At 59.0% G+C, this 19,204-nt stretch carries 17 protein-coding genes; 12 read left to right on the forward strand and 5 right to left on the reverse strand.

What is annotated here, in order from left to right:
• Positions 1–15: 15 nt before the first annotated feature.
• Positions 16–711: a glycine zipper 2TM domain-containing protein gene (locus P0D70_RS00345; protein ID WP_408181438.1), complete on the forward strand. Its 696-nt coding sequence runs from the start codon at positions 16–18 to the stop codon at positions 709–711.
• Positions 712–863: 152 nt separating this feature from the next.
• Complete coding sequence (locus P0D70_RS00350; RefSeq protein ID WP_408181440.1) at positions 864–1,151, forward strand: hypothetical protein; 288 nt, start codon at positions 864–866, stop codon at positions 1,149–1,151.
• Positions 1,152–1,289: 138 nt separating this feature from the next.
• Here P0D70_RS00350 and P0D70_RS00355 read toward each other — a convergent pair whose 3' ends face one another.
• The 5 genes from P0D70_RS00355 to P0D70_RS00375 form a co-directional block, all read right to left on the reverse strand.
• On the reverse strand, positions 1,290–2,051 hold the full coding sequence (locus tag P0D70_RS00355; protein ID WP_408181442.1) for a phosphatase PAP2 family protein: 762 nt from the start codon (positions 2,049–2,051) through the stop codon (positions 1,290–1,292).
• On the reverse strand, positions 2,048–3,256 hold the full coding sequence (locus P0D70_RS00360; protein ID WP_408181444.1) for an MFS transporter: 1,209 nt from the start codon (positions 3,254–3,256) through the stop codon (positions 2,048–2,050). Before P0D70_RS00360 ends, P0D70_RS00355 begins: the two co-directional genes overlap by 4 nt.
• Positions 3,257–3,367: 111 nt before the next feature.
• On the reverse strand, positions 3,368–6,403 hold the full coding sequence (locus tag P0D70_RS00365) for an efflux RND transporter permease subunit (RefSeq protein ID WP_408181446.1): 3,036 nt from the start codon (positions 6,401–6,403) through the stop codon (positions 3,368–3,370).
• Between the two features lie 21 nt (positions 6,404–6,424).
• The gene (locus tag P0D70_RS00370; protein ID WP_408181448.1) at positions 6,425–7,492 is read right to left on the reverse strand and encodes an efflux RND transporter periplasmic adaptor subunit; all 1,068 of its coding nucleotides are present in this window, start codon (positions 7,490–7,492) and stop codon (positions 6,425–6,427) included.
• Positions 7,470–8,630 carry a TolC family protein gene (locus tag P0D70_RS00375; protein ID WP_408181450.1) on the reverse strand — a complete coding sequence of 387 codons (1,161 nt, stop codon included), beginning with the start codon at positions 8,628–8,630 and terminating at the stop codon, positions 7,470–7,472. The genes P0D70_RS00370 and P0D70_RS00375 overlap by 23 nt, the downstream gene beginning before the upstream one ends.
• A 292-nt stretch (positions 8,631–8,922) precedes the next feature.
• Between P0D70_RS00375 and P0D70_RS00380 the strand changes: the two genes are divergently transcribed.
• The 10 genes from P0D70_RS00380 (at position 8,923) to P0D70_RS00425 (ending at position 19,068) form a co-directional block, all read left to right on the forward strand.
• On the forward strand, positions 8,923–9,597 hold the full coding sequence (locus P0D70_RS00380) for a response regulator (RefSeq protein WP_408181452.1): 675 nt from the start codon (positions 8,923–8,925) through the stop codon (positions 9,595–9,597).
• Positions 9,561–10,904, forward strand: coding sequence for a sensor histidine kinase (locus P0D70_RS00385; protein WP_408181454.1), 1,344 nt, complete (start codon positions 9,561–9,563; stop codon positions 10,902–10,904). The genes P0D70_RS00380 and P0D70_RS00385 overlap by 37 nt, the downstream gene beginning before the upstream one ends.
• Before the next feature lie 110 nt (positions 10,905–11,014).
• Positions 11,015–13,516: a cation-translocating P-type ATPase gene (locus P0D70_RS00390; protein ID WP_408181456.1), complete on the forward strand. Its 2,502-nt coding sequence runs from the start codon at positions 11,015–11,017 to the stop codon at positions 13,514–13,516.
• A 227-nt stretch (positions 13,517–13,743) separates the two neighbouring features.
• Entirely contained in the window at positions 13,744–14,148 is a 405-nt protein-coding gene (locus tag P0D70_RS00395) for a hypothetical protein (RefSeq protein ID WP_408181458.1), read from the forward strand.
• Positions 14,149–14,238: 90 nt separating this feature from the next.
• Positions 14,239–14,541: a hypothetical protein gene (locus P0D70_RS00400; protein WP_408181460.1), complete on the forward strand. Its 303-nt coding sequence runs from the start codon at positions 14,239–14,241 to the stop codon at positions 14,539–14,541.
• Positions 14,538–15,974: a TolC family protein gene (locus P0D70_RS00405; protein ID WP_408181462.1), complete on the forward strand. Its 1,437-nt coding sequence runs from the start codon at positions 14,538–14,540 to the stop codon at positions 15,972–15,974. The genes P0D70_RS00400 and P0D70_RS00405 overlap by 4 nt, the downstream gene beginning before the upstream one ends.
• A 1-nt stretch (position 15,975) precedes the next feature.
• Positions 15,976–17,271 (forward strand): multicopper oxidase family protein, encoded by a 1,296-nt coding sequence (locus P0D70_RS00410; RefSeq protein WP_408181464.1) that lies wholly within the window; start codon positions 15,976–15,978, stop codon positions 17,269–17,271.
• Positions 17,272–17,334: 63 nt separating this feature from the next.
• Complete coding sequence (locus P0D70_RS00415) at positions 17,335–17,685, forward strand: copper-binding protein (protein WP_408181466.1); 351 nt, start codon at positions 17,335–17,337, stop codon at positions 17,683–17,685.
• 67 nt (positions 17,686–17,752) lie between these two features.
• Positions 17,753–18,127 (forward strand): copper homeostasis periplasmic binding protein CopC, encoded by a 375-nt coding sequence (gene copC, locus P0D70_RS00420; protein ID WP_408181468.1) that lies wholly within the window; start codon positions 17,753–17,755, stop codon positions 18,125–18,127.
• Positions 18,127–19,068: a CopD family protein gene (locus P0D70_RS00425; RefSeq protein WP_408181470.1), complete on the forward strand. Its 942-nt coding sequence runs from the start codon at positions 18,127–18,129 to the stop codon at positions 19,066–19,068. The genes copC and P0D70_RS00425 overlap by 1 nt, the downstream gene beginning before the upstream one ends.
• The last annotated feature ends 136 nt before the right edge of the window (positions 19,069–19,204 follow it).

The following is a 19,204-nucleotide window of genomic DNA, read 5'->3' on the forward strand; positions in this document are numbered from 1 at the left end:
TCAACGGAGCGCGACATGAACACCAACCAGACATCCAATCTGCCGCAACGCAGTCGTATTCATCCGCTGGTTGCCGGTGCTGCTGTGGCCGTCATCCTGGCGAGCGCGACAGGCATCGCTGCGATGACCGGCATTCTGCCAACGTCACGCGCAACGACCTCGCCTTCGACGCCAGCTGCGCCAGTGACCGCTCAAGTTTCGAGCGCCCCAGCGACTTCACCGCAAGCTGCCACGGAGCAACGCGTCACGCATGAGGACACGTCAGCGCAACCACGCGTCCATCATCACCGTAGCGCGACGGTCGAACAGGCTCCGAGGTATGCGAACGACAATACCTATCAAAACCCGGCACAACCCGCACCAAGACCGGTCGCCGTCGACCCGAATGCCGGCGAAGTGGTTGCCGTCAATACCGTTCAGGAAGCCGAACCGACAACGGGTCTCGGAGCCGTGGGCGGAGCCGTCGCTGGTGGCCTGTTGGGAAATCAGGTCGGGGGAGGACGCGGTCGCGTTCTGACCACGATTGCAGGAGCGGTTGGCGGCGGACTTGCGGGTAACGGCATCGAGCATGCGGTGCGTAAGGCGACCAGCTACCAGGTGCAGGTAAGAATGCAGGACGGCAGCTACCGGAATTTCAATTATTCGACGCAGCCGCCGGTTCAGGTCGGACAGCGCGTCCATGTCTCGGGCGACTCGCTGAGCACATCGTAATCGCGGCCGGAACCGGCAGTATCCGAAGCAGGTTACTGCCGGTTACAGAATTGACATTTCAGCCGCACCTGCGGCCGCGCGCCACACCTAGAATCCGCATCGTTTCACCATTGTCTGGCGTCCGTCGGAAGTGGGCAGGACAGGAGAACACCATGAGACGCGCTACCCTTTTTCTGGCAGTTGGCATTTCCGCTGCATGCGCATCCAGCGCGGCTTTCGCGCACGCGGACATCGGCGTGTTTCTGGGCGTGCCGGGGCCAGTTTATGCTGCGCCGCCGCCTGTTGTGTACGAGGCTCCGCCGCCAGTGGTCTACGCACCCGCCCCGGTCTATGGCTATGGATACCGCTATGACGAGGATTACGGCGACGGGCGCCGGTGGCATGACCACGGGCGCCACCGCGGATGGGAACACCATCGCCACGGTGATGACGACGACTGATTCAACGACGGCTGCGCCCCGCCCCACATTGAACGCTCAACCTTTCAGCGTGACATCAACCACGTTCGAATCCCACTGCACATGAAGTGCTCTTCTGGCATCGACGCACGCGGTGACAACAAGAGGGTTGCCAACACGCTACCCGGGGGCGTAGAGGGTCATGTCCGCACCATGTTGCATGATGATGTGCACCGTCGCGCTGATGACAAACGTGACGAAGGACGCCACGCCGAGTGAAGAAGCGTCCCTCTGGCTTGCATCGCCTACATGATGTAGCACAGTTGCCGTTGCTATCCACGCCACACCGAAGCTGATTCCGGCGAGCACATCAGAAAACCAGTGGACGCCCAGATAAAGGCGTGAGAACGAAATCAGGAGAATAAACAGCGCGGTGGCAATTGCAATACGCAGCCGTGCGGCGCTGCCCCATGCGCGCGCAACGAAAAATGCCAGAAAACCGTAGGTGACTACGCTCAGCGTTGCATGATTACTGGGAAAGGAAAATCCCTGCAGGCCCTCATACATCGATGACGGTCGCGCACGGCGCATGGCAAACTTCAGTGTTACGACGAAGGCCTGTGCAAGCACTGTCGCCAGTATCCAGTAAGTGGCGCTCCGCAGCCGACGTTGCCAGACGAGCCACGCAAGGACGACGAGAATCACCGGGATGGTGACGGCAGCATCGCCCAGTTCCGAGGCGGCGACCATAACGGAGTCGAGTAGCGGGAAACGGATAGATTGGAGCGCCGCGTGAATCCTGACGTCGACCGTAACAAGCGGGTCCCCGCTAACGACATCCTCCAGCACGCCAAGGAAAAGCCACGTACCACCGACAGCTAGTACGCCAGCAACGAGCAGGTTGCGGATTCCGATGCGGTTGAAGAGCAAACGCCAGTTCATGCTTCACCGCCAGACATCGTTGTCCTCGCGACGAGCGCAATCAGCGTCGCGATACAGAATCCAGCGCCTGCATAGAACGTTGTGCCTGCTCCAAACCGGTCCCAGAGCTCGCCGGCGACGAGGCTTGCCACAAGCATTGCCAATCCGCTCGTGAGGTTGAAAAAGCCAAACGCTGTCCCTTTCAGTTCGGGTGGTGCCACTTGCGCGACCATGGTCGCCAGCAGACCTTGTGTGAGCCCCATGTGCAGGCCCCACAGAATGACGCCGAGCAGCACGATTGGCCAGTGACTTCCGTGCGCAAGCACGACATCCGACACAATCAGCACGACGAGACCGATGGCTAGCAGTCTGGTGTGACTCATCGAGTCAGCGAGCTTGCCAAATGGATAAGCCGAGGCCGCATACACCAGGTTCATCACGACCATCACGAGCGGCACGAGCGCCACGGGTACGCCGCCCTGCATGGCGCGCAGGACGAGAAACGCCTCACTGAACCGTGCGAGTGTGAACGCCGCACCGACAAATACAACCCACCAGTACGGCCTGCTGAGCTTCTTCAGGTTTTCGAGCCTCAACGGATTGACGCGTTTCGCACCTGACTGACGCTCCGGCTCCCTCACGCCGAACACAAGCAATGTCACGGCGGCGATGCCCGGAATCACGGCCACCCAGAATATCCTGCGGAAGTCGTTTGCCCAAAGCAGCATCAACACGACGCCCAGCAACGGACCGATGAAGGCGCCGACGGTGTCCAGCGACTGGCGCAGGCCATACGCCGCACCGCGCAGATGCGGCGGAGTGATATCCGCTACTAGCGCATCGCGCGGCGCCCCCCGCAGACCCTTCCCGACCCGGTCCACAACGCGCGCGGTCAGGACAATCCCCGCCGTAGGCGCAAGTGCAAAAAGCGGCTTGCTGAGCGCACCCATGCCGTAGCCAATGACAGCGAGCCATTTCCTGTTGCCAAGATAGTCGCTCAATGCACCGGAAAATATTTTCACGATGGGCGCGGTCGCTTCCGCGACACCTTCAATGAGTCCAACCATCATGGCGCTCGCCCCCAGGCTCGTCACCAGGAACATCGGTAGGAGGCTGTGGATAATCTCCGACGAGATGTCCATGAACATGCTGACGAAGCCGAGCATCCAGACGCCACGGGGAATCTGGCTGAGCGTGCGTGCGCGAGGCTTGAGATTAGTCTGCATTCTTTCTGATTCTGTAATCGTCCGGTTCGATGGCGGTATGGCCGCACGTCGGGGCTAAATCAATATGAAGTGCTACCGATGGTATCGGACGTTGTTCCGCCCTGAGGTGGTTTAGGTTACCTTCCGACGCTGCTTCTCACGCCTGTACACATAAAGCGCCGGTAACAGGTTTGTACTTAGCAGACCGCTCCAGACCAGACCGCCCAGCGTAACAATGGCCAGGCCCTGTTCAGGGGCGGCGCCTTTACCGAAACCGAGTGCGGTCGGCAGCAGGCCCAGTGAGGCTGTCAGCACAGTCAGGAGAATCGGCCGGAAGCGCACGTCAACAGCGTCGCGCACGGCTTCGACCACCGGGAGTCCTTGCGCTTCGTTTCGCTTTACCAACTGCAGCAAGACGATGCCGTGGTTCAGGCTCACTCCAATCAGGGTAAGAAACGCAATCAAACCGATGGCGTTGAGACCGACACCACTCACCACCAAGGCAATAGCTCCCCCGGAGAACGCCAACGGCATCTGCAGCAGAAGCAGACCGGGCACGAGGAGGCCATCGAACTGCAGTGTCAGGATACCTAGCATCAGCGCGAGAGCAACTACGGCTGCCACGCCAACATTGAGCGCGGCATGTTCGAGTTGCGGATACAGGCCACCGAACCTCACCTCGTATCCCGCCGGTAAGGGAAGCGTCGCGAGGGCCTTCTTTGACGCTGAAATGACCTGGCCGAGCGGCGCAGTGGGCGTCGCCAGAATCTCGACCGCCCGCAGTCCGTTCAGATGCCGTATGACGTTGGGTCCGGTCGCCATGCGGACGTACGCCACGTCTTTCAACGCAACCCACCCATTGGCCATTACAGGAAGCTGGTTGAGCTGCTCGATGGACAGATGCGTGGGGTCGGCGAGTCTCACGAACACATCCAGGTGACCATTGCCCTCTGGAACGGTGGCGACCGTTTGTCCCGCCAGAAGGATGTGCAACTGGGAAAAAAGCGCCGCCGGCGTAATGCCGTGGAGCGCGAGACCATCGGGATTGGGCGTGATTTGCAACTCTGTTACGGGATAGGCATCGTTGTTGAAGACGTCCGAGAGGTCGGATACCCCTGAGAGCCGACGTGTAACCTCGTTCGACAGTGACTGCAATGCTTCAATCGAATCGCCGTAGACATCGATGACAAACGGTTGCGGCAGGCCGGACAGCGTTTCACCCACCCGTTCGAGCGTCGGTGTCCCGATGACTGTCTGGACCGCCGGGAGCTTTGAGGCATCCAGAACCTGCTTGCCGACTCGGTCGAGACTGCTCGCGTTCACATCAGGTTTTAGCGCAATCTGAATCTCGCCTGCATAGGCAGGCTCGGTGTATGAGGTTCCCGAAGCAGACCCCACGCGGGAAAACACGTGCGCAACAGGCGCGAGCCCCATCAATCGTTGCGTGATGCGGTCCGATGCGTCCTGGGCGTCATGCAATGAAGTTCCCGGCGGCAGCGTAAAACTTTCGAGTAGCACGGCCTCGTTCGGAAGCGGCAGGAAATCGACGGGCACCAGCACAAGCCCAGCCACCGAGACCACGAAAATGGCGATGCAGGACCACAGCGAAACACGCGGATGACGCAGCGCAACTTCGAACAGGCGCAAGTTGCGGCTTTTGAGCCATGCGACCGCACGCGAACCAGATGTGACGCGCTTCTCGATATGCGGTCCGATGAATCCCAGCACAAGCGGAATCAGACTCAACGAAATAAGTAGTGACGCAATGAGACTCACTGTCATTGCAAGAGAGAACGGGACGAAGAAAAGTCCGGCGAGGCCTCCCACGAACACAAGCGGCAGGAATACCGCGACGGTCGTCATCGTCCCTGAAATGTCGGGACCGGCTATGTCGCGCAAGCCACGTGCAACACCTTCCCAGCGACCGTCACCCGCCTCCCAGCGGTGATAAATGCTCTCGAGTACGATGATGGCGTCGTCGGCGAGCAGGCCGACGGCCACTGACAAGGCGCCGAATGTCAGCAGATTCAGCGTCTGCCCCATGAGGTACAGCCCTGCAATACCGAGCAACAGCGACAACGGAATGCTCAGCGCGAGCGCCCATATTCCGCGACTCGCGCCAAGCATCCAGAACAGGACCGCAACCGCGAGCAAGGCCCCAATGGCCAGATTCCTGGTCAAATCCGATGCGACCACGCCGACAATGTGCCCCTGGCTGTAAATTCGCACAAAGCGTGCGCCGCCGGGCAGTTGGGGTTCGAGTTCCTGCAGAGCCTTATCAACTTCGTTGACAACGGGCAGCGTCGAGGCACCGGGTTGCTTGAAAACAACTAGAGCAATGGTCGGCCGGTTATCGAGTTTCACGGAGTGATGAGACGGGAGCGCAGACCGGATGACCTCTGCAACAGCGCCTAAAGGCAACGTGGCGCCAGGGCTCCCAACGAGCATGCGCGCGTAGCCGGAGGTACTCGTCGGCAGACTTCTGCCTTCCATGAATACGTCCTGATGTCCGAGGTTGACATATCCGCTCGGCACCATCGCTGTCGCCGCGTCGAGCGATGCTGCGAGCGCCGACGCAGAGACGTTGAAACGCTGCAGCCTTGCAAGGTCGGGGCGCACCCATATCGCATCTGCTCCGGGTCCGGCGACCGACACGCGTTGTACACCAGCGACCGCCCGGACACGTGGTGCGAAATTTGACTCGACAATACGCTGGATTTGGGACGCGTCCACGCCGTCAGGAATCTGGATTGCGTAGTCCGCCACCTCATTTATGGCATTGCCGGAGATTTCCGTCGTCAGAGTCGTACCTTTGGGTAACGAACCGTTGATGCGTCCGATAACACCGTTGACGTCCTGGAGCGCACTTGCTGCGGTGGTCCCCTCCGAGAATCGCGCTTCAATCTTGACGGAACCTTGCCCTATGACTGTCCGCACGTCGCTCAATGACGCGAGCGACGATAGTTCGGCCTCGACCGGTCGGGCAATCAGCCCCTCCAGGTCCAGCGTCGTTGCGCCCGGCAGTTGCGCGACGACGCTCACTTGCGGCATATTGAACTGCGGCAACACTTCCGCGTGAATGTTCAACAGCGCGTAGACACCATACGCAATCAGCCCTGCGTAGAGCATGACCCAGAGTAGCGGCCTCTTGACGATATCGTTGAGCATTGTTCTTCTTTGAAAGCGACGTCAATCGGCTTGCTGATAACGCGTAGCAAAGTCCTGGTGAAAGAGAAGATAGGCGTCCTGCGTCACGACGCGTTCGCCCGCCACGAGACCTTGCCTGACTGATGTCCAACCGCCGTCCGACAGGCCCGGAACGACCTGGCGGCGACGGCTACCGCTCCGGTCACTCACCAGTACCCACCATTGACCGGCGTCGAGAATGAGCGCCGTTGATGGGATAGCCACCTGCCTGTCATCGGACAAGACCAGAGAAACGTTGCCAACCGCCCCCGGGTCAAGGGTGTAGCCTGGTCCAGCTTTGAGCCAGACTTCCACCTGACCCGGAGCGGTGAGACTGCGCGATACACGCTGGACAACCACTTGAACAATTGCATTGTTGCCCTCGGGCAGAAAAACGCCCTTTATCCCCGGCACAATCGAGCTGGCATTGCTTCCAAACAGGTCGGCGACTACGTAGAGGCCAGCTGTAGGCGCGATGGTTGTGAGCGCCTGCCCCGCATTCACGTACTGACCATCGGCAGCGCTAACGGCCGTCACCATCCCGGCGGCCGGCGCACTGATGGTGGTGAGACTGGTGTAGCCGCGGGATGCCGCCTGCGCCGCGGCAAGTTGTTGACGCGCGGTGTCGAGTTCGGCATGTGCGCGAATGACCGCATCGCGAGTACTTAGTTGTTCCTCCAGCTTCTGTTGTTCGATAGCGGCGGCCTGGCTCGCGGCCCTCACCCGAATCTGGGCCGACTTCAGGTCCGCGGCAAGACGTGCGGTATCAGTCGATATGGTGGGACCGGTGAGCCGTGCAACCACTTGCCCAGCCCGCACTTCTTCACCCGGAATCACGCGCAGGCTGGAAACGACGCCGGCAGTAGGCGCGCTAAGTACGGTATTGGAGGCTGCCTGCACGCGGGCGGGTGCCGAGAAGGTGGATGCAAGGCGCTTCTGGACCGCTGGCATCGTCACGACATCTTCCGCAGACGCGGGATGACTACCAACGGAGCACGCGCCGATAACTGCTATGAAGACCAGCAGGCGGACAGATGTCATGGGTAGCCTATTGAAGCGGTTGGTGGTCAATCGCGCTTACGCCTATCAAGGTACAGAGTTCGACTTGCTGTTGAAGGACGGAATTCGCGAGCTTTGCTGTCGCAACGCGTTGATTCAGCAATCGGACTTCAGCGTCGGCCAATACCGGGAAGGTCACGTCGCGAGTAGCGTAGGCAGCACGTAGCTGTTTCAGTGACGCATCGAGCGCGGCTTCTGTGGACTGCGAGTTGTGAAGACGTTCGGTTAGCAAAGTCAGTTCAGAACTGATGCCGTCGACGGCCGTGTATGCGTCGTCGAGCCGTTGCCCGTATTCCTGGTAGAGGCTCTCACGGGTGGCCTTTTCGACGGCGATATTGCCCCGGTTACCATTGAACAGCGGCAAGGTCACAGAGACGGCAAGTCCCGAGGTATAGATGGCCGACGTGTCGCGGCCTCTCGTGACGCCGACATCAAGCCGCGGAAACTGTGCGAGGAGCGCTGCGCGATAGCGTTCGTCCTGTTCATCGTATCCCGCACGCAGCGCCAGCAAATCGGGCCGATGCTGGCCAAGGTTTGAAAGCGCAAGGACGATGAGGTCCTGCGGGACTTCCGATGGCTCCGGCGGAGCCGCGAGCGCCGCATGCGTACCGGGCGGAAGGTCAAGGAGCCTGGCGAGTTCCTGCTCGGCCTTGAGATGCTCCTGTCGTAGCGTGCCCAACTGCTGCACGTTGTCACTGTACTGTACTTCCGCGAGCAGGGCCGCGTCCCGTGTTACCTCGGAGCGCGCGAGTGCCTTCTGCAACCGTTCGGTACCGTCCCTCTGATACGCCACGAGCTGCCCGACTTCGCCCTCGAGGCGCTGAAGGGTCGCGTTAGTGACGTACAGCGAATAAGCGCGGTTCGCGACCTGCCATTTCACCCATTCCAAAGCGAGCTGTTGCTTCTCACTGGCTTTGGCGGCCGCACGCTTCTTTGCGGGGCGGTCAACCAGCGCCGACACCTCGTAGCTGAGCCCGGCCATGAACGCTGGGACAAAACCGGCGGCTCCGGGACGGTCGGTACTGAATGTCAGCGTCGGGTCCGGCAACAGCCCGTCTGCATATTCTTTGGCAGTGGCGACATCGAGTTCCAGCTCGGCGCGCCGGATGTCGGGGCTACGCTGAAGTGCCCGCTCGACCACCTGGTCCACGGTCAGCGGCGCGTCTGTAGTCGCTAAGTCATATGACCATTGCGGCGCTTCTGGAAGAGGCTTGGGCGCATACGAAGCACATCCGCTTAACGCTACAGCCAGCGTCACCTGAGCGAACCGTGCGAGCGCACTTGCACCTCTACGTCGCTGAGCGGTTGCGGTAATGCGGTCTTGCAACCTACTATCGTAAATACGATGGCTCACAGTGGGTATCCGCCCGAAAAAACGCTTCAGATACTACTTCGCCAGACTTAGATTTGACTTAGCAAGTTGGTGCCGGCCGGTGGAAATAATGAGAATTCTGCTTGTAGAAGACGACGAAATGATTGGCGGTGCAATCGTGCAGGCGTTGAAGGACGCCGCCTACGCGGTTGACTGGGTATGCGATGCTGATTCAGCGACAGGTGCGCTGACAGGACGCGAGCACGATGTCGTGCTTCTTGACCTTAACCTGCCGAAGCGTGATGGCATTGATGTGCTCCGGTCATTGAGGGCAAAGGGGAGCAAGGCTCCCGTCATAATTCTCACCGCGCGCGATAGTCTGGATGACAGAATTACCGGGCTCGATGCGGGCGCCGATGATTACCTGGTGAAGCCGTTTGAAATCGGAGAGCTGCTCGCACGTATTCGGGCGGTCACGCGCAGACTCGGCGACCATGGTGACGCAAAAATGACGAGCGGAAATCTGACGCTGGATTCAAATACACACCTTGCGGTGTACGGCGACACCGAATGCAGCCTGACCGGTCGCGAGTTCGCACTGCTGAGCGCGCTCATGATGAAACCTGGAGCAGTCCTGTCGAGAAGTGAACTTGAGCGGAAAGTGTATGCGTGGGAAGAGCAGGTCGAGAGCAATGCCGTGGAAGTGGTGATTCACGGTATCCGCAAGAAGCTTGGAGCGTCGGTCATTCGTAACGTACGAGGTGTGGGATGGTTGGTAGACAAGGAAAGCAATCGCGCTCCCTGACGTTGCAACTGTCTGTCTGGATTGGCTGCGTAATCGTCGCGGTTGGTGTGATTGCCTGTGCGCTGTCGTTTCTGTTCGCCTATCAGGAAGCCAGGGAACTGCAGGACGGGCAGTTAAACGAAATTGCTGCTCTCATCGACAGTCGGGCTCTCGAGTTCAGTGGTTCCCGGTCATCGATTGAAAGTTCACAGGATAAGGACGTCAAGGTGGTCATTGACAGGCTCAATGGAACGTTGACAGGTTTCGCACAGGCGGCGGGACTCATCGTACCCAACACGTTGACGGACGGGTTTCATGACCTGGATGACCATGGCAAGGGGTGGCGCGTCAACATCAGAACACTGCGCAGCGGAGAACGCATAGCGTTGGCGGAGCCCTCCGCGCTGCGCGATGAAATTGCACGGGACGGCGCAATGAGAACGCTTGTACCCATGCTCATTCTTCTTCCAGGATTGGGCGTCGTCATTGTGGTGATTGTCAGAACAAAGCTGGGTCCACTCTCCCGGCTGGCGAATGTTGTGGACCAGCAAACTGATGTATCGCTTGAACCGTTGTCTGAAGACGGAATAACCAACGAAGCGTTGCCGTTTGTCAGGTCCATTAACCGCCTCATTTCGCGTTTGCGCGAAGCCATCAGTCTTCAGCGCCGATTTGTCGCGAGCGCCGCGCACGAATTGCGCTCACCGCTTGCAGCATTGTCGCTGCAGGCGGAAAACCTCGGCACAACCATCACGTCACAAGACGCTCGAGAGCGGCTGACGGCCTTTCAGTCGGGATTGCGCCGGACCCATAGGCTGGTTGAGCAACTGCTCACATTGGCGCGGTCCGAACAGGGGGGGCTGGAGCAGCCAACGAGGGTGTCACTGCGCGCGGTGGCAACTGACGTTATTAACGCGACCATTGACATGGCCCATGAAAAGGATATTGACCTGGGATTCGAGCACTTTGAGGAAGTCGATGCCGTTATAGACGTGTCGTCCCTCACTGTGGTGCTGAGAAATCTTGTCGACAACGCGGTGCGATATACGCCAACCGGAGGAAGGGTGGATGTTTCGGTCATCCGGTTGGGCGAAGAGATGGTGCTTGAAGTTACCGACTCTGGTCCGGGTATTCCGGAGGAAGAACTTGCGCACGTATTGGAACCGTTTTATCGCCTGGACCACTCGGCGCAGTCGGGCAGCGGACTAGGGTTGTCTATCGTCTCTGAAATCGCCCGCCGCACCGGCGGGCGCCTCATGCTTGCGAACATGAAGGTCGGCTTCCGGGCCCGTTACTTCCATCCGCTCCATCAGAAGGCCCGGTTGTGAGACCGGGCCCGCTCGCCTGAAGAGCCACTGGCTCCATCATGAATCAACCTGGATGACTTGATTCTCAGGCCTCCGGAACGCGGTACCGCAAATTGAGGCGAGTGAGACAAATGAGCGACAAGAACGAGAACCTGATGGAAACGCCTGGCCCGCGTGAAGACAGCTCTGCCGGAGCAGCCTCTCCTTTGGCGCAGGTCTTTGCACCGCCGCAGGCCGGGCATCCGGGCGCCAGCGATGCAACTTCCGATAGCGCCGGTCTGACGCAGGCAGAGGTGTCCGAACAATGTCGCGCAGGCAACGTCAATCTTGCGCCAAGGTTCACGACACGGACCGTGTCCGGAATTTTCCGTAGCAACGTTGTGACGGTCTTCAATGGCATTCTGGTCGTATCGATTGTTGCGCTCCTCCTCGTCCATTCCAACAACGACGCTGCGTTTTTGGCGGTTGTTACCTTCGCAAATATGCTGGTCGGTATTGTCAATGAGTTCCGTGCCAAATGGGCGTTGGACCGCCTCGCCGTGCTTCGGAATACCACCGTCACCGCGCGCCGTGACGGAACCGACCAGAAAATTGGAAGTGACGAGGTCGTCAAAGGAGACGTCTTACGCCTCAAACCTGGTGACCAGGTCGTGGCTGACGGCGAACTGGTTACTTCCGCGAGCATCGTCATGGATGAATCGCTTCTGACGGGTGAGGCGGAAGGGGTGGAGAAGCGTAAAGGGGACCCGCTGCTATCGGGCAGTCATTGCCTCAGCGGCTCTGGAGATTACGTGGCTACGCGCGTCGGTATCCTCTCTGGTGTAAACCAGCTAACTGCCAAGGCGAAGACATACGCCTCGCGGCTAACGCCCACACAGAGAAGCATCAATACCGTCATAAAGGTCCTGACTGCAATCCTCGTACTGCTCGTCGTGCTGTTACTCATGTCGGCATACATCAAGCACCTTTCTGCCAAAGACACCATCCTGTCGCTGGTCACCGTGATAAAGGCCCTGGTCCCGGAAGGTCTGGTTCTGGTGTCGACACTTGCGTTCGCCATGGGAGCGTTGCGTGCCGCACAGAAGCAGGTGCTGGTCCAGAAGCTCGGTGCGGTCGAATCGTTGAGCCATCTCACCGTGCTATGTATGGACAAGACAGGAACGCTTGGAACTAATCGTTTGCTGTTTCATTCGTTGGTCCCCTTCTCTGGCTCGCCTGATGAAATCGGTGGGTTCTTGCAGCTTTTCGTCGGAGCCGTTGGTTCGCAGAACCAGACTACCGAGGCAATTGCTTCCGCCTACTCCGCGCTCAAAAGTAATGTTCTTGGCGAATTGCCGTTCAGCAGTGAGACGAAGCTGAGCGCTGTGCGTCTGAATGTCGATGGGAGGGAATTTTCGCTGTGGCTTGGAGCACCTGAGGTGCTCGGGGAGAAACTTCTCACGCCTTCCCAGAGAGAGCAGCTTGATACGCTTTTGAAAAAAGGCATGCGCGTGCTCGCTATAGGCCGTTCAGACGCGGCCTTATCCGAGCCCGCAGGCGATATGCGCATTCTGGGGCTCGTTGTTCTATGCGACGAGCTTCGTACTGATGTGGTAGGTGCGGTCCGCTTTTATGAAGACCGCGACGTCTGTCTGAAGGTGTTATCCGGCGACAACCCGCAGACTGTCGCTGCGGTCGCGCGGCTCGCAGGCATGACGCCTTACGGAGCGACCCTGAGCGGTCCGGACCTGGGCGCGATGACTCCCGAGGAGTTCGACAAGGCAGTCCAGAGTGGTCAGTTCTTCGGACGGCTCGTGCCGGCTCAGAAGCAGCAGATTATCAAGGTTCTGCAATCGCACGGCAGCTTTGTGGGCATGATAGGCGACGGTGTGAATGATGTGCTGGCGCTAAAACAGGCGGATATTGGCGTTGCCATGAATTCCGGCGCAGCCGCCGCTCGGGATGTCTCCGATATTGTTTTATTGAAGGATTCGTTTGCCCATTTGCCGGCTCTCTCGGAAGAGGGCGACAGAATTATTCACAACATCAAACGCATTCTGAAGCTGTTCCTCACGAAAAACGTGTACAGCCTGTTTTTCGTCGGCTTCGTCGGTTTTGTCGGCCTTAGCTTTCCCCTAAGTCCCAGACACATTACGTGGATTGACATCTTGACGATAGGCGTACCAGCGACCCTTTTGACGCTGATGAAGCCGCGCATCGGAAAACAATCAACGAAACGCTTCGTAGCCGAGCCACTCAAGTTCGCTATTCTGGCCGGCCTCGTAACCGCATTTTGCTCACTCCTCGTATACGCGAATTTCTTCCTGTTTCAGGACCGGGGTGAGCAATACGGTACGACAGCAAGTGTGTCAGTCATCGTTCTTATCGGCTTGTACGTTCTGACGCTGGTAACCACCGAGGAGCGGGGAAAGAGTGGCACGGCGCTGCAGCGTCGAATCATCATCGCGTTTCTGGCGACAGCCCCGCTGCTTCATCTTCTGGTCGTCTATTGGCCACCCTTGCAAAATGCGCTCGGCATGGTCCCCCTGGATGCAGACTCGTGGATTACTATCGTCGTCATTTCTGCTCTGGGAATGACGACTTTGCACTACGTACTCAAAGATTCGATTCGCAGGCGATTCGTAGGAATCTGATTGAGTTGGCGCACGTACCAGCTACCTCATCGTTGGTTGCGCATTGCATTTTTGGCTCCTGTAGCAAACACGGCGACACAGTGGCCAGGCAAGGTAAATGCAACGGTGGCGCTCGCCAACCCGGCTGCGAAGGTCTTCCAGGCTGTTTTGGCAAAGCATCGGGTGGTTACAAGCTGACACGGTCTTCCTTACAGTCTTCTTGTCGAAGCATGCTAGACTTTCTCACCATGTCTTACTGGCGCAAACTCTTCCTCGTCCTGCTGCTGGCACTGAGCCTTCCGGTTCAGTCGTTCGCGGCCATCTCCATGAAATGCGGTTCATCGCATTTCGGGAGCGATGTCGCGTATGCTCAGCATGAAGACACTGATGAATCATTGCCTCACCGTCACGTGCATGACCTGACGATGACCGACAGCGACCGTGACAGCCATTCCCATGGCGGCGATTCGCACCATGCTCATTCATGCTCGACATGCGCGTCCTGCTGTTTCGGCGGAGCCTTGCCGGCTGTCCCTACCGTCGTAGCGTCAGCCGACGTACTTCATCTTGTTGTTCCGTTTTCCCGCTCTGACCGCGTCGTGCCGTTTCTGACCGACGGCATCGAACGACCTCCCCGAATCTCCCTCGTCTAGTCCTTCTGTCGCGGCCGATAAGTCGCGATGCGGAATTTCGACCTGATGGCCGCTCCTCGGCCACCAGGTGACTTACGACGAGAAAAATCCATGCGAATGTTTATCGCGGCGCTGCCCGGCGCGGCGGCATTGTTGCCGACGCTCGTGCTCGCCACTACAACACTTCCTGACCCGACAGATGCGGCAGCACCGGTTCCGGCCATCAACGTGCCGTCGGTGTTTGCGGACTTTCAGCCGTATCGCGACCAGAAAACGCCCACATGGCAGGAGGTCAATCGGGCAGTGGCGACCGCACCCGGAAGACCGGGGATGAGCCAAAGTCAAATGCCGTCAGGCGGCAGCGGTGCCAGAAATAGTGAGCACAGCTCCCATCACGAGGAGCCGACGAAATGACGACGCACATCTTTTTGGGTCGCCGTGTCATTGTTTTCGGGACCGCGGTTGCGTTCCTGGCCGGATGTACGACATTTTCGAAGGATGGCGGCTTCAATACCGTTTCGACGACCGCTTCCGAGCGTCTGGGGAAAGACGCCGTACTGGTGAAGACCGACGAAGACCGGGACGCTGTCGCAAAGCGAACGCAGGAACTGCTTTCCAGACCATTGAGCATGGATGACGCAGTCCAGATTGCGCTGCTGAACAACCGGAGCCTGCAGGCCTCGTACGGCGAGCTTGGCATTTCCGAGGCAGACCTCGTTCAGGCGGGACGGCTGCCCAATCCCGGTTTCAGCTTCAGCCGCACGCATGGAGGAAACGACCTCAGCATCAATCGCACGTTCACGCTCGGGTTGTTAAGCGTTCTGACGCTGCCACTGGCCACGCGCATCGAGAGTCGCCGCTTCGAGCAAACCAGACTACTGGCGGCGGACGCGATGCTCAGGGTGGCTGCCGATACCCGAAGAGCCTATATCAATGCGGTCGCAATGCAACAGTCTGCCGCGTATGCCGGGCAGGTGAAGGATTCCGCGGAAGCCGGCGCCGAACTTGCGTTGCGGATGCAGCAAGCGGGCAATTTCAGCAAGCTCGACTACGCGCGTGAGCAGGCTTTCTATGCGGATGCCGTTGCGCAATTGGCAAGAACGCGGCAGCAGTCAGTGGCCGCGCGGGAAAAGCTGACACGCATGATGGGCCTATGGGGCGCACAAACGCAGTTCACGCTTCCCGAACGTTTGCCAGACCTGCCCAAGGACCGTCCCGAGCTGAATGACCTCGAAAGCTTCGCGATGCAGAACCGCCTGGATATCCAGGCCGCGAAGGTGCAGACGCAAAGCGTCGCTTCGTCGCTAGGTCTGAGCAAAGCGACACGGTTCATCAACGCGCTCGACGTTGGCTACCAGAATAATTTCACCACCGCAGATGGCCACGAACAGGGCTACGAAATCAGCGTGGAGATTCCAATTTTTAATTGGGGAGGCTCGAAGGTTGCGCGCGCCGAAGCGATTTACATGCAATCGGCCAACCGAGTCGCCGAGACCGCGATTAACGCACGGTCTGAAGTACGGGAGTCGTATTCGGCCTATGTGACCAATTACGACGTCGCGAAGCACTACCGCGATGAAGTCGTGCCAATCCGGAAGACCATCTCGGACGAACTGCTGCTTCGCTACAACGGAATGCTCGCGAGCGTATTCGAACTCCTGTCCGATTCGCGTGACCAGGTCGGCGCGGTGAACAGCTATATCGACGCGCTGAAGGACTACTGGCTCGCGGAGACCGACCTGCAGCAGGCAGTGGGTGGTCGTCTCCCACCGCTCGCGATGGCGACCTCCGCGCCGTCAGCACCCGCGATGCCACCGGCATCCTCTACAGATTCAGAAGGTAAATGACATGGTGTCACGTCGAAAATTTCTCGGCAGCTCGGGGGCTGCGCTGCTCGGAGCAGCATTGGTGAGCAAGGCAGGTGCTGCGTCGCTGCCGGAGGCGCCCACGATGGCCAAGGCCACCATGCAACCGCCGCTCACACCTCCTAACGGCCGTCCGTATACGCCTGTTGCCACGCTGAACGGCTGGTCGCTGCCGTGGCGCATGAAAAACGGCTGGAAGGAATTTCACCTGACTGCTGAGCCGGTTGTGCGCGAGATGGCACCGGGCATGAACGCAAATCTTTGGGGTTACAACGGACAGGCCCCAGGTCCAACCATCGAAGCAGTAGAGGGCGACAAGGTCCGTATCTTTGTGACCAACAAGCTGCCGGAGCACACCACCGTCCACTGGCACGGGATGCTGTTGCCTTCGGGCATGGATGGTGTTGGAGGGCTCACGCAACCTCATATTCCCCCAGGCAAGACTTTCGTCTACGAGTTTCAGCTCGAGAAGCACGGAACCTTCATGTATCACCCGCACGCCGACGAAATGGTGCAAATGGCGATGGGCATGATGGGGACCTTCATCGTTCATCCGAAGGACCCCGGCGTCATGGCGGTTGACCGCGACTTCGTGTTCATTATGTCCGCGTACGACATCGACCCGGGCAGCTTCACGCCACGTGTGAACGAAATGACGAACTTCAACATGTGGACGTGGAATTCGCGGGTCTTTCCCGGTATTGACCCATTGCCGGTGCGCGCCGGCGACCGAGTGCGTATCCGGTTCGGCAATCTGACGATGACCAACCACCCCATCCACCTGCATGGCTATCACTTCGAGGTTGCGGGCACGGATGGCGGATGGATTCCGCCGGCCGCACGCTGGCCTGAGGTGACCGCCGATGTCGCGGTCGGCCAGATGCGTGCCATCGAATTCACGGCGAACCGGCCCGGAGACTGGGCGTTTCACTGCCACAAGTCTCACCACACGATGAACGCGATGGGCCACTCCGTACCGAACCTGATTGGCGTGCCGCAGAAAGACCTCGCGAAGCGCATCAACAAGCTCGTGCCGGACTACATGGCGATGGGCAGCACAGGCGGTGCCATGGGCGAGATGGAGATGCCACTGCCCGACAACACACTGCCGATGATGACCGGTACTGGCCCGTTCGGCCCGCTCGAAATGGGCGGAATGTTCACCGTCGTGAAGGTACGTGACGGATTGGGGCGCAAAGACTATCGCGACCCGGGCTGGTTCAAGCATCCCAAGGGGACGGTTGCCTACGAATACACCGGCGAGTTGCCGGATAGCTGATTTTCTGTCTCGCCGGACTTTGCGGTCCAGCTCAACTTTTTATTTCAACGCAGGAGAAGAGTCATGAAGAACGTATTTGCATCGATTGCAGTTAGCTGCGCCCTGGCGATTTCGGGCTCGGCCTATGCGGCTGGCGAAATGGGCAACATGGACATGGGCAGTAGCGGAGCAAAGCAGGCTGGCGAAGCAAAGGCTGGCATGTCACATGGGGAAATCAAGAAAGTCGACGCCGCAGCCGGAAAGCTGACTATCAAGCATGGCCCGCTGGAAAATCTCGGCATGGACGCCATGACGATGGTGTTCAAGGTCAAAGACCCCGCCATGATTTCGCAGGTCAAGGTCGGCGACAAGATTGATTTTGTGGCCGAGGAAGTGGACGGAGCACTGACGGTAACGAAGCTGCAGAAGCAGTAACGAATCGCGGGGTGTTGCCATGAAATACCGGCAACACCCGCCTGGACCATCGAGGATGCGCAAGCACATGAAGACTTTTACTCGCAAGCAACTCTCAGGACTTGCTACGGCTACCGCCATCGCCTTAGCACCGGCTGCAGCGTTCGCACACGGGAGGCTCGAGGCTGCCGTCCCGGCCGCCGGCAGCACACTCGAAACCACGCCGGACTCGCTACGATTGACCTTTAACGAAGACCTTGAGTCGACCTTTAGCATGGTTAAAGTGTCCGACTCAACCGGCCAGGCCGTAACAAAGGAAAAGGCAAAGGTCGACGCCGCCAACCCTCGCGTGCTGACCATTGCTCTTCCGAAGTTAGCGTCCGGGACCTACTCAGTCCAGTGGGCCGTGATGACGCATGACGCCCACAAGACCAAGGGTACGTACGGCTTTCAGGTGAAGTGATGAACGATGGTCTCCTTGGCGTCTCGAGGCTTGCCTTCGTCGCCCTGCAAAACCTCGGCTTTGCAATTGTCGTCGGCGTGTTGATTAGCGACCGATGGCTCGCGCGCCAAACATCCTCGTGGCAGGTGAGCGTTAGACTGCGGCTTGTCAGCGTCCTGCGTGTCGCATCTGTCGGCGCGCTGCTGTCTAGCACGTTCGCCTTCTGGATTCATTGTGCGTTGATGAGCGAGTCTGCACTTCCTGAGGCGGGACCCGCTGTCCGCTCGATGCTAGTTGAGACCGGGTTCGGTCACGCATGGCTGGTCGGCGCTGGACTGATGCTGTGCGTGGTTATTCTTTCGTTTATCGAGACAGGGAAATCAATCTGGTTGTCTCCGGTCATCTGGTTGGCCCTGGCCGGCGTCGCGCTGGCGCGCAGCAATGGAGGACACCCAGTCGATGCTGGCCTGTTCAGCCTGCCGGTGTGGGTGGACTGGCTGCATTTGCTCGCAATCAGTGTCTGGGTAGGGCTCGTGCTGGTAACCACTTACGTTGTTACGCCGCGCGTTTTCAATGCATTGAGTACCGAGCGTCTAAACAGCGCAGCATATATCCAGTCATTGTCGGACGCGGCGACGCTGGCGCTCGTTATTCTCTTCGTTACGGGCGCCTACAACGGCTGGCGTGGAGTCAGGTCGCCTGGAGACCTGCTGCAATCGGTCTATGGCCAGGTGCTGTTGATGAAACTCGCTCTGGTGTTCGTCGCTGCAGCGCTCGGTGGGCATAACCGCTTTTTCGAGATGCCTAGACTGCTTGAATCGCTGCGGAGCGCTTCGCCAGCGTCAGCGGTAGGACCTCTCAAACGGTTTGCCGTCGTCTTGCACATTGAATCGGTAGTACTGACCGGGGCACTCGTCACTGCTGCGGTTCTTGTTTCCAGCCCACTGCCGGGTACGACGTAGCTGGTGGCAGTGCACTGTTCCCTGCGTCCACGCAGATGGCCATCGCCTTAGCTCAAAAAAGGCTGCCTAACGCCCCGATTGACTTCGGCTAACGGCCATCTTTTACGGGACCCGGCAACACGTCCGGGTCTTCCTT

This window comes from Paraburkholderia sp. RL17-381-BIF-C, from assembly GCF_046026435.1.
Lineage (GTDB): Bacteria > Pseudomonadota > Gammaproteobacteria > Burkholderiales > Burkholderiaceae > Paraburkholderia.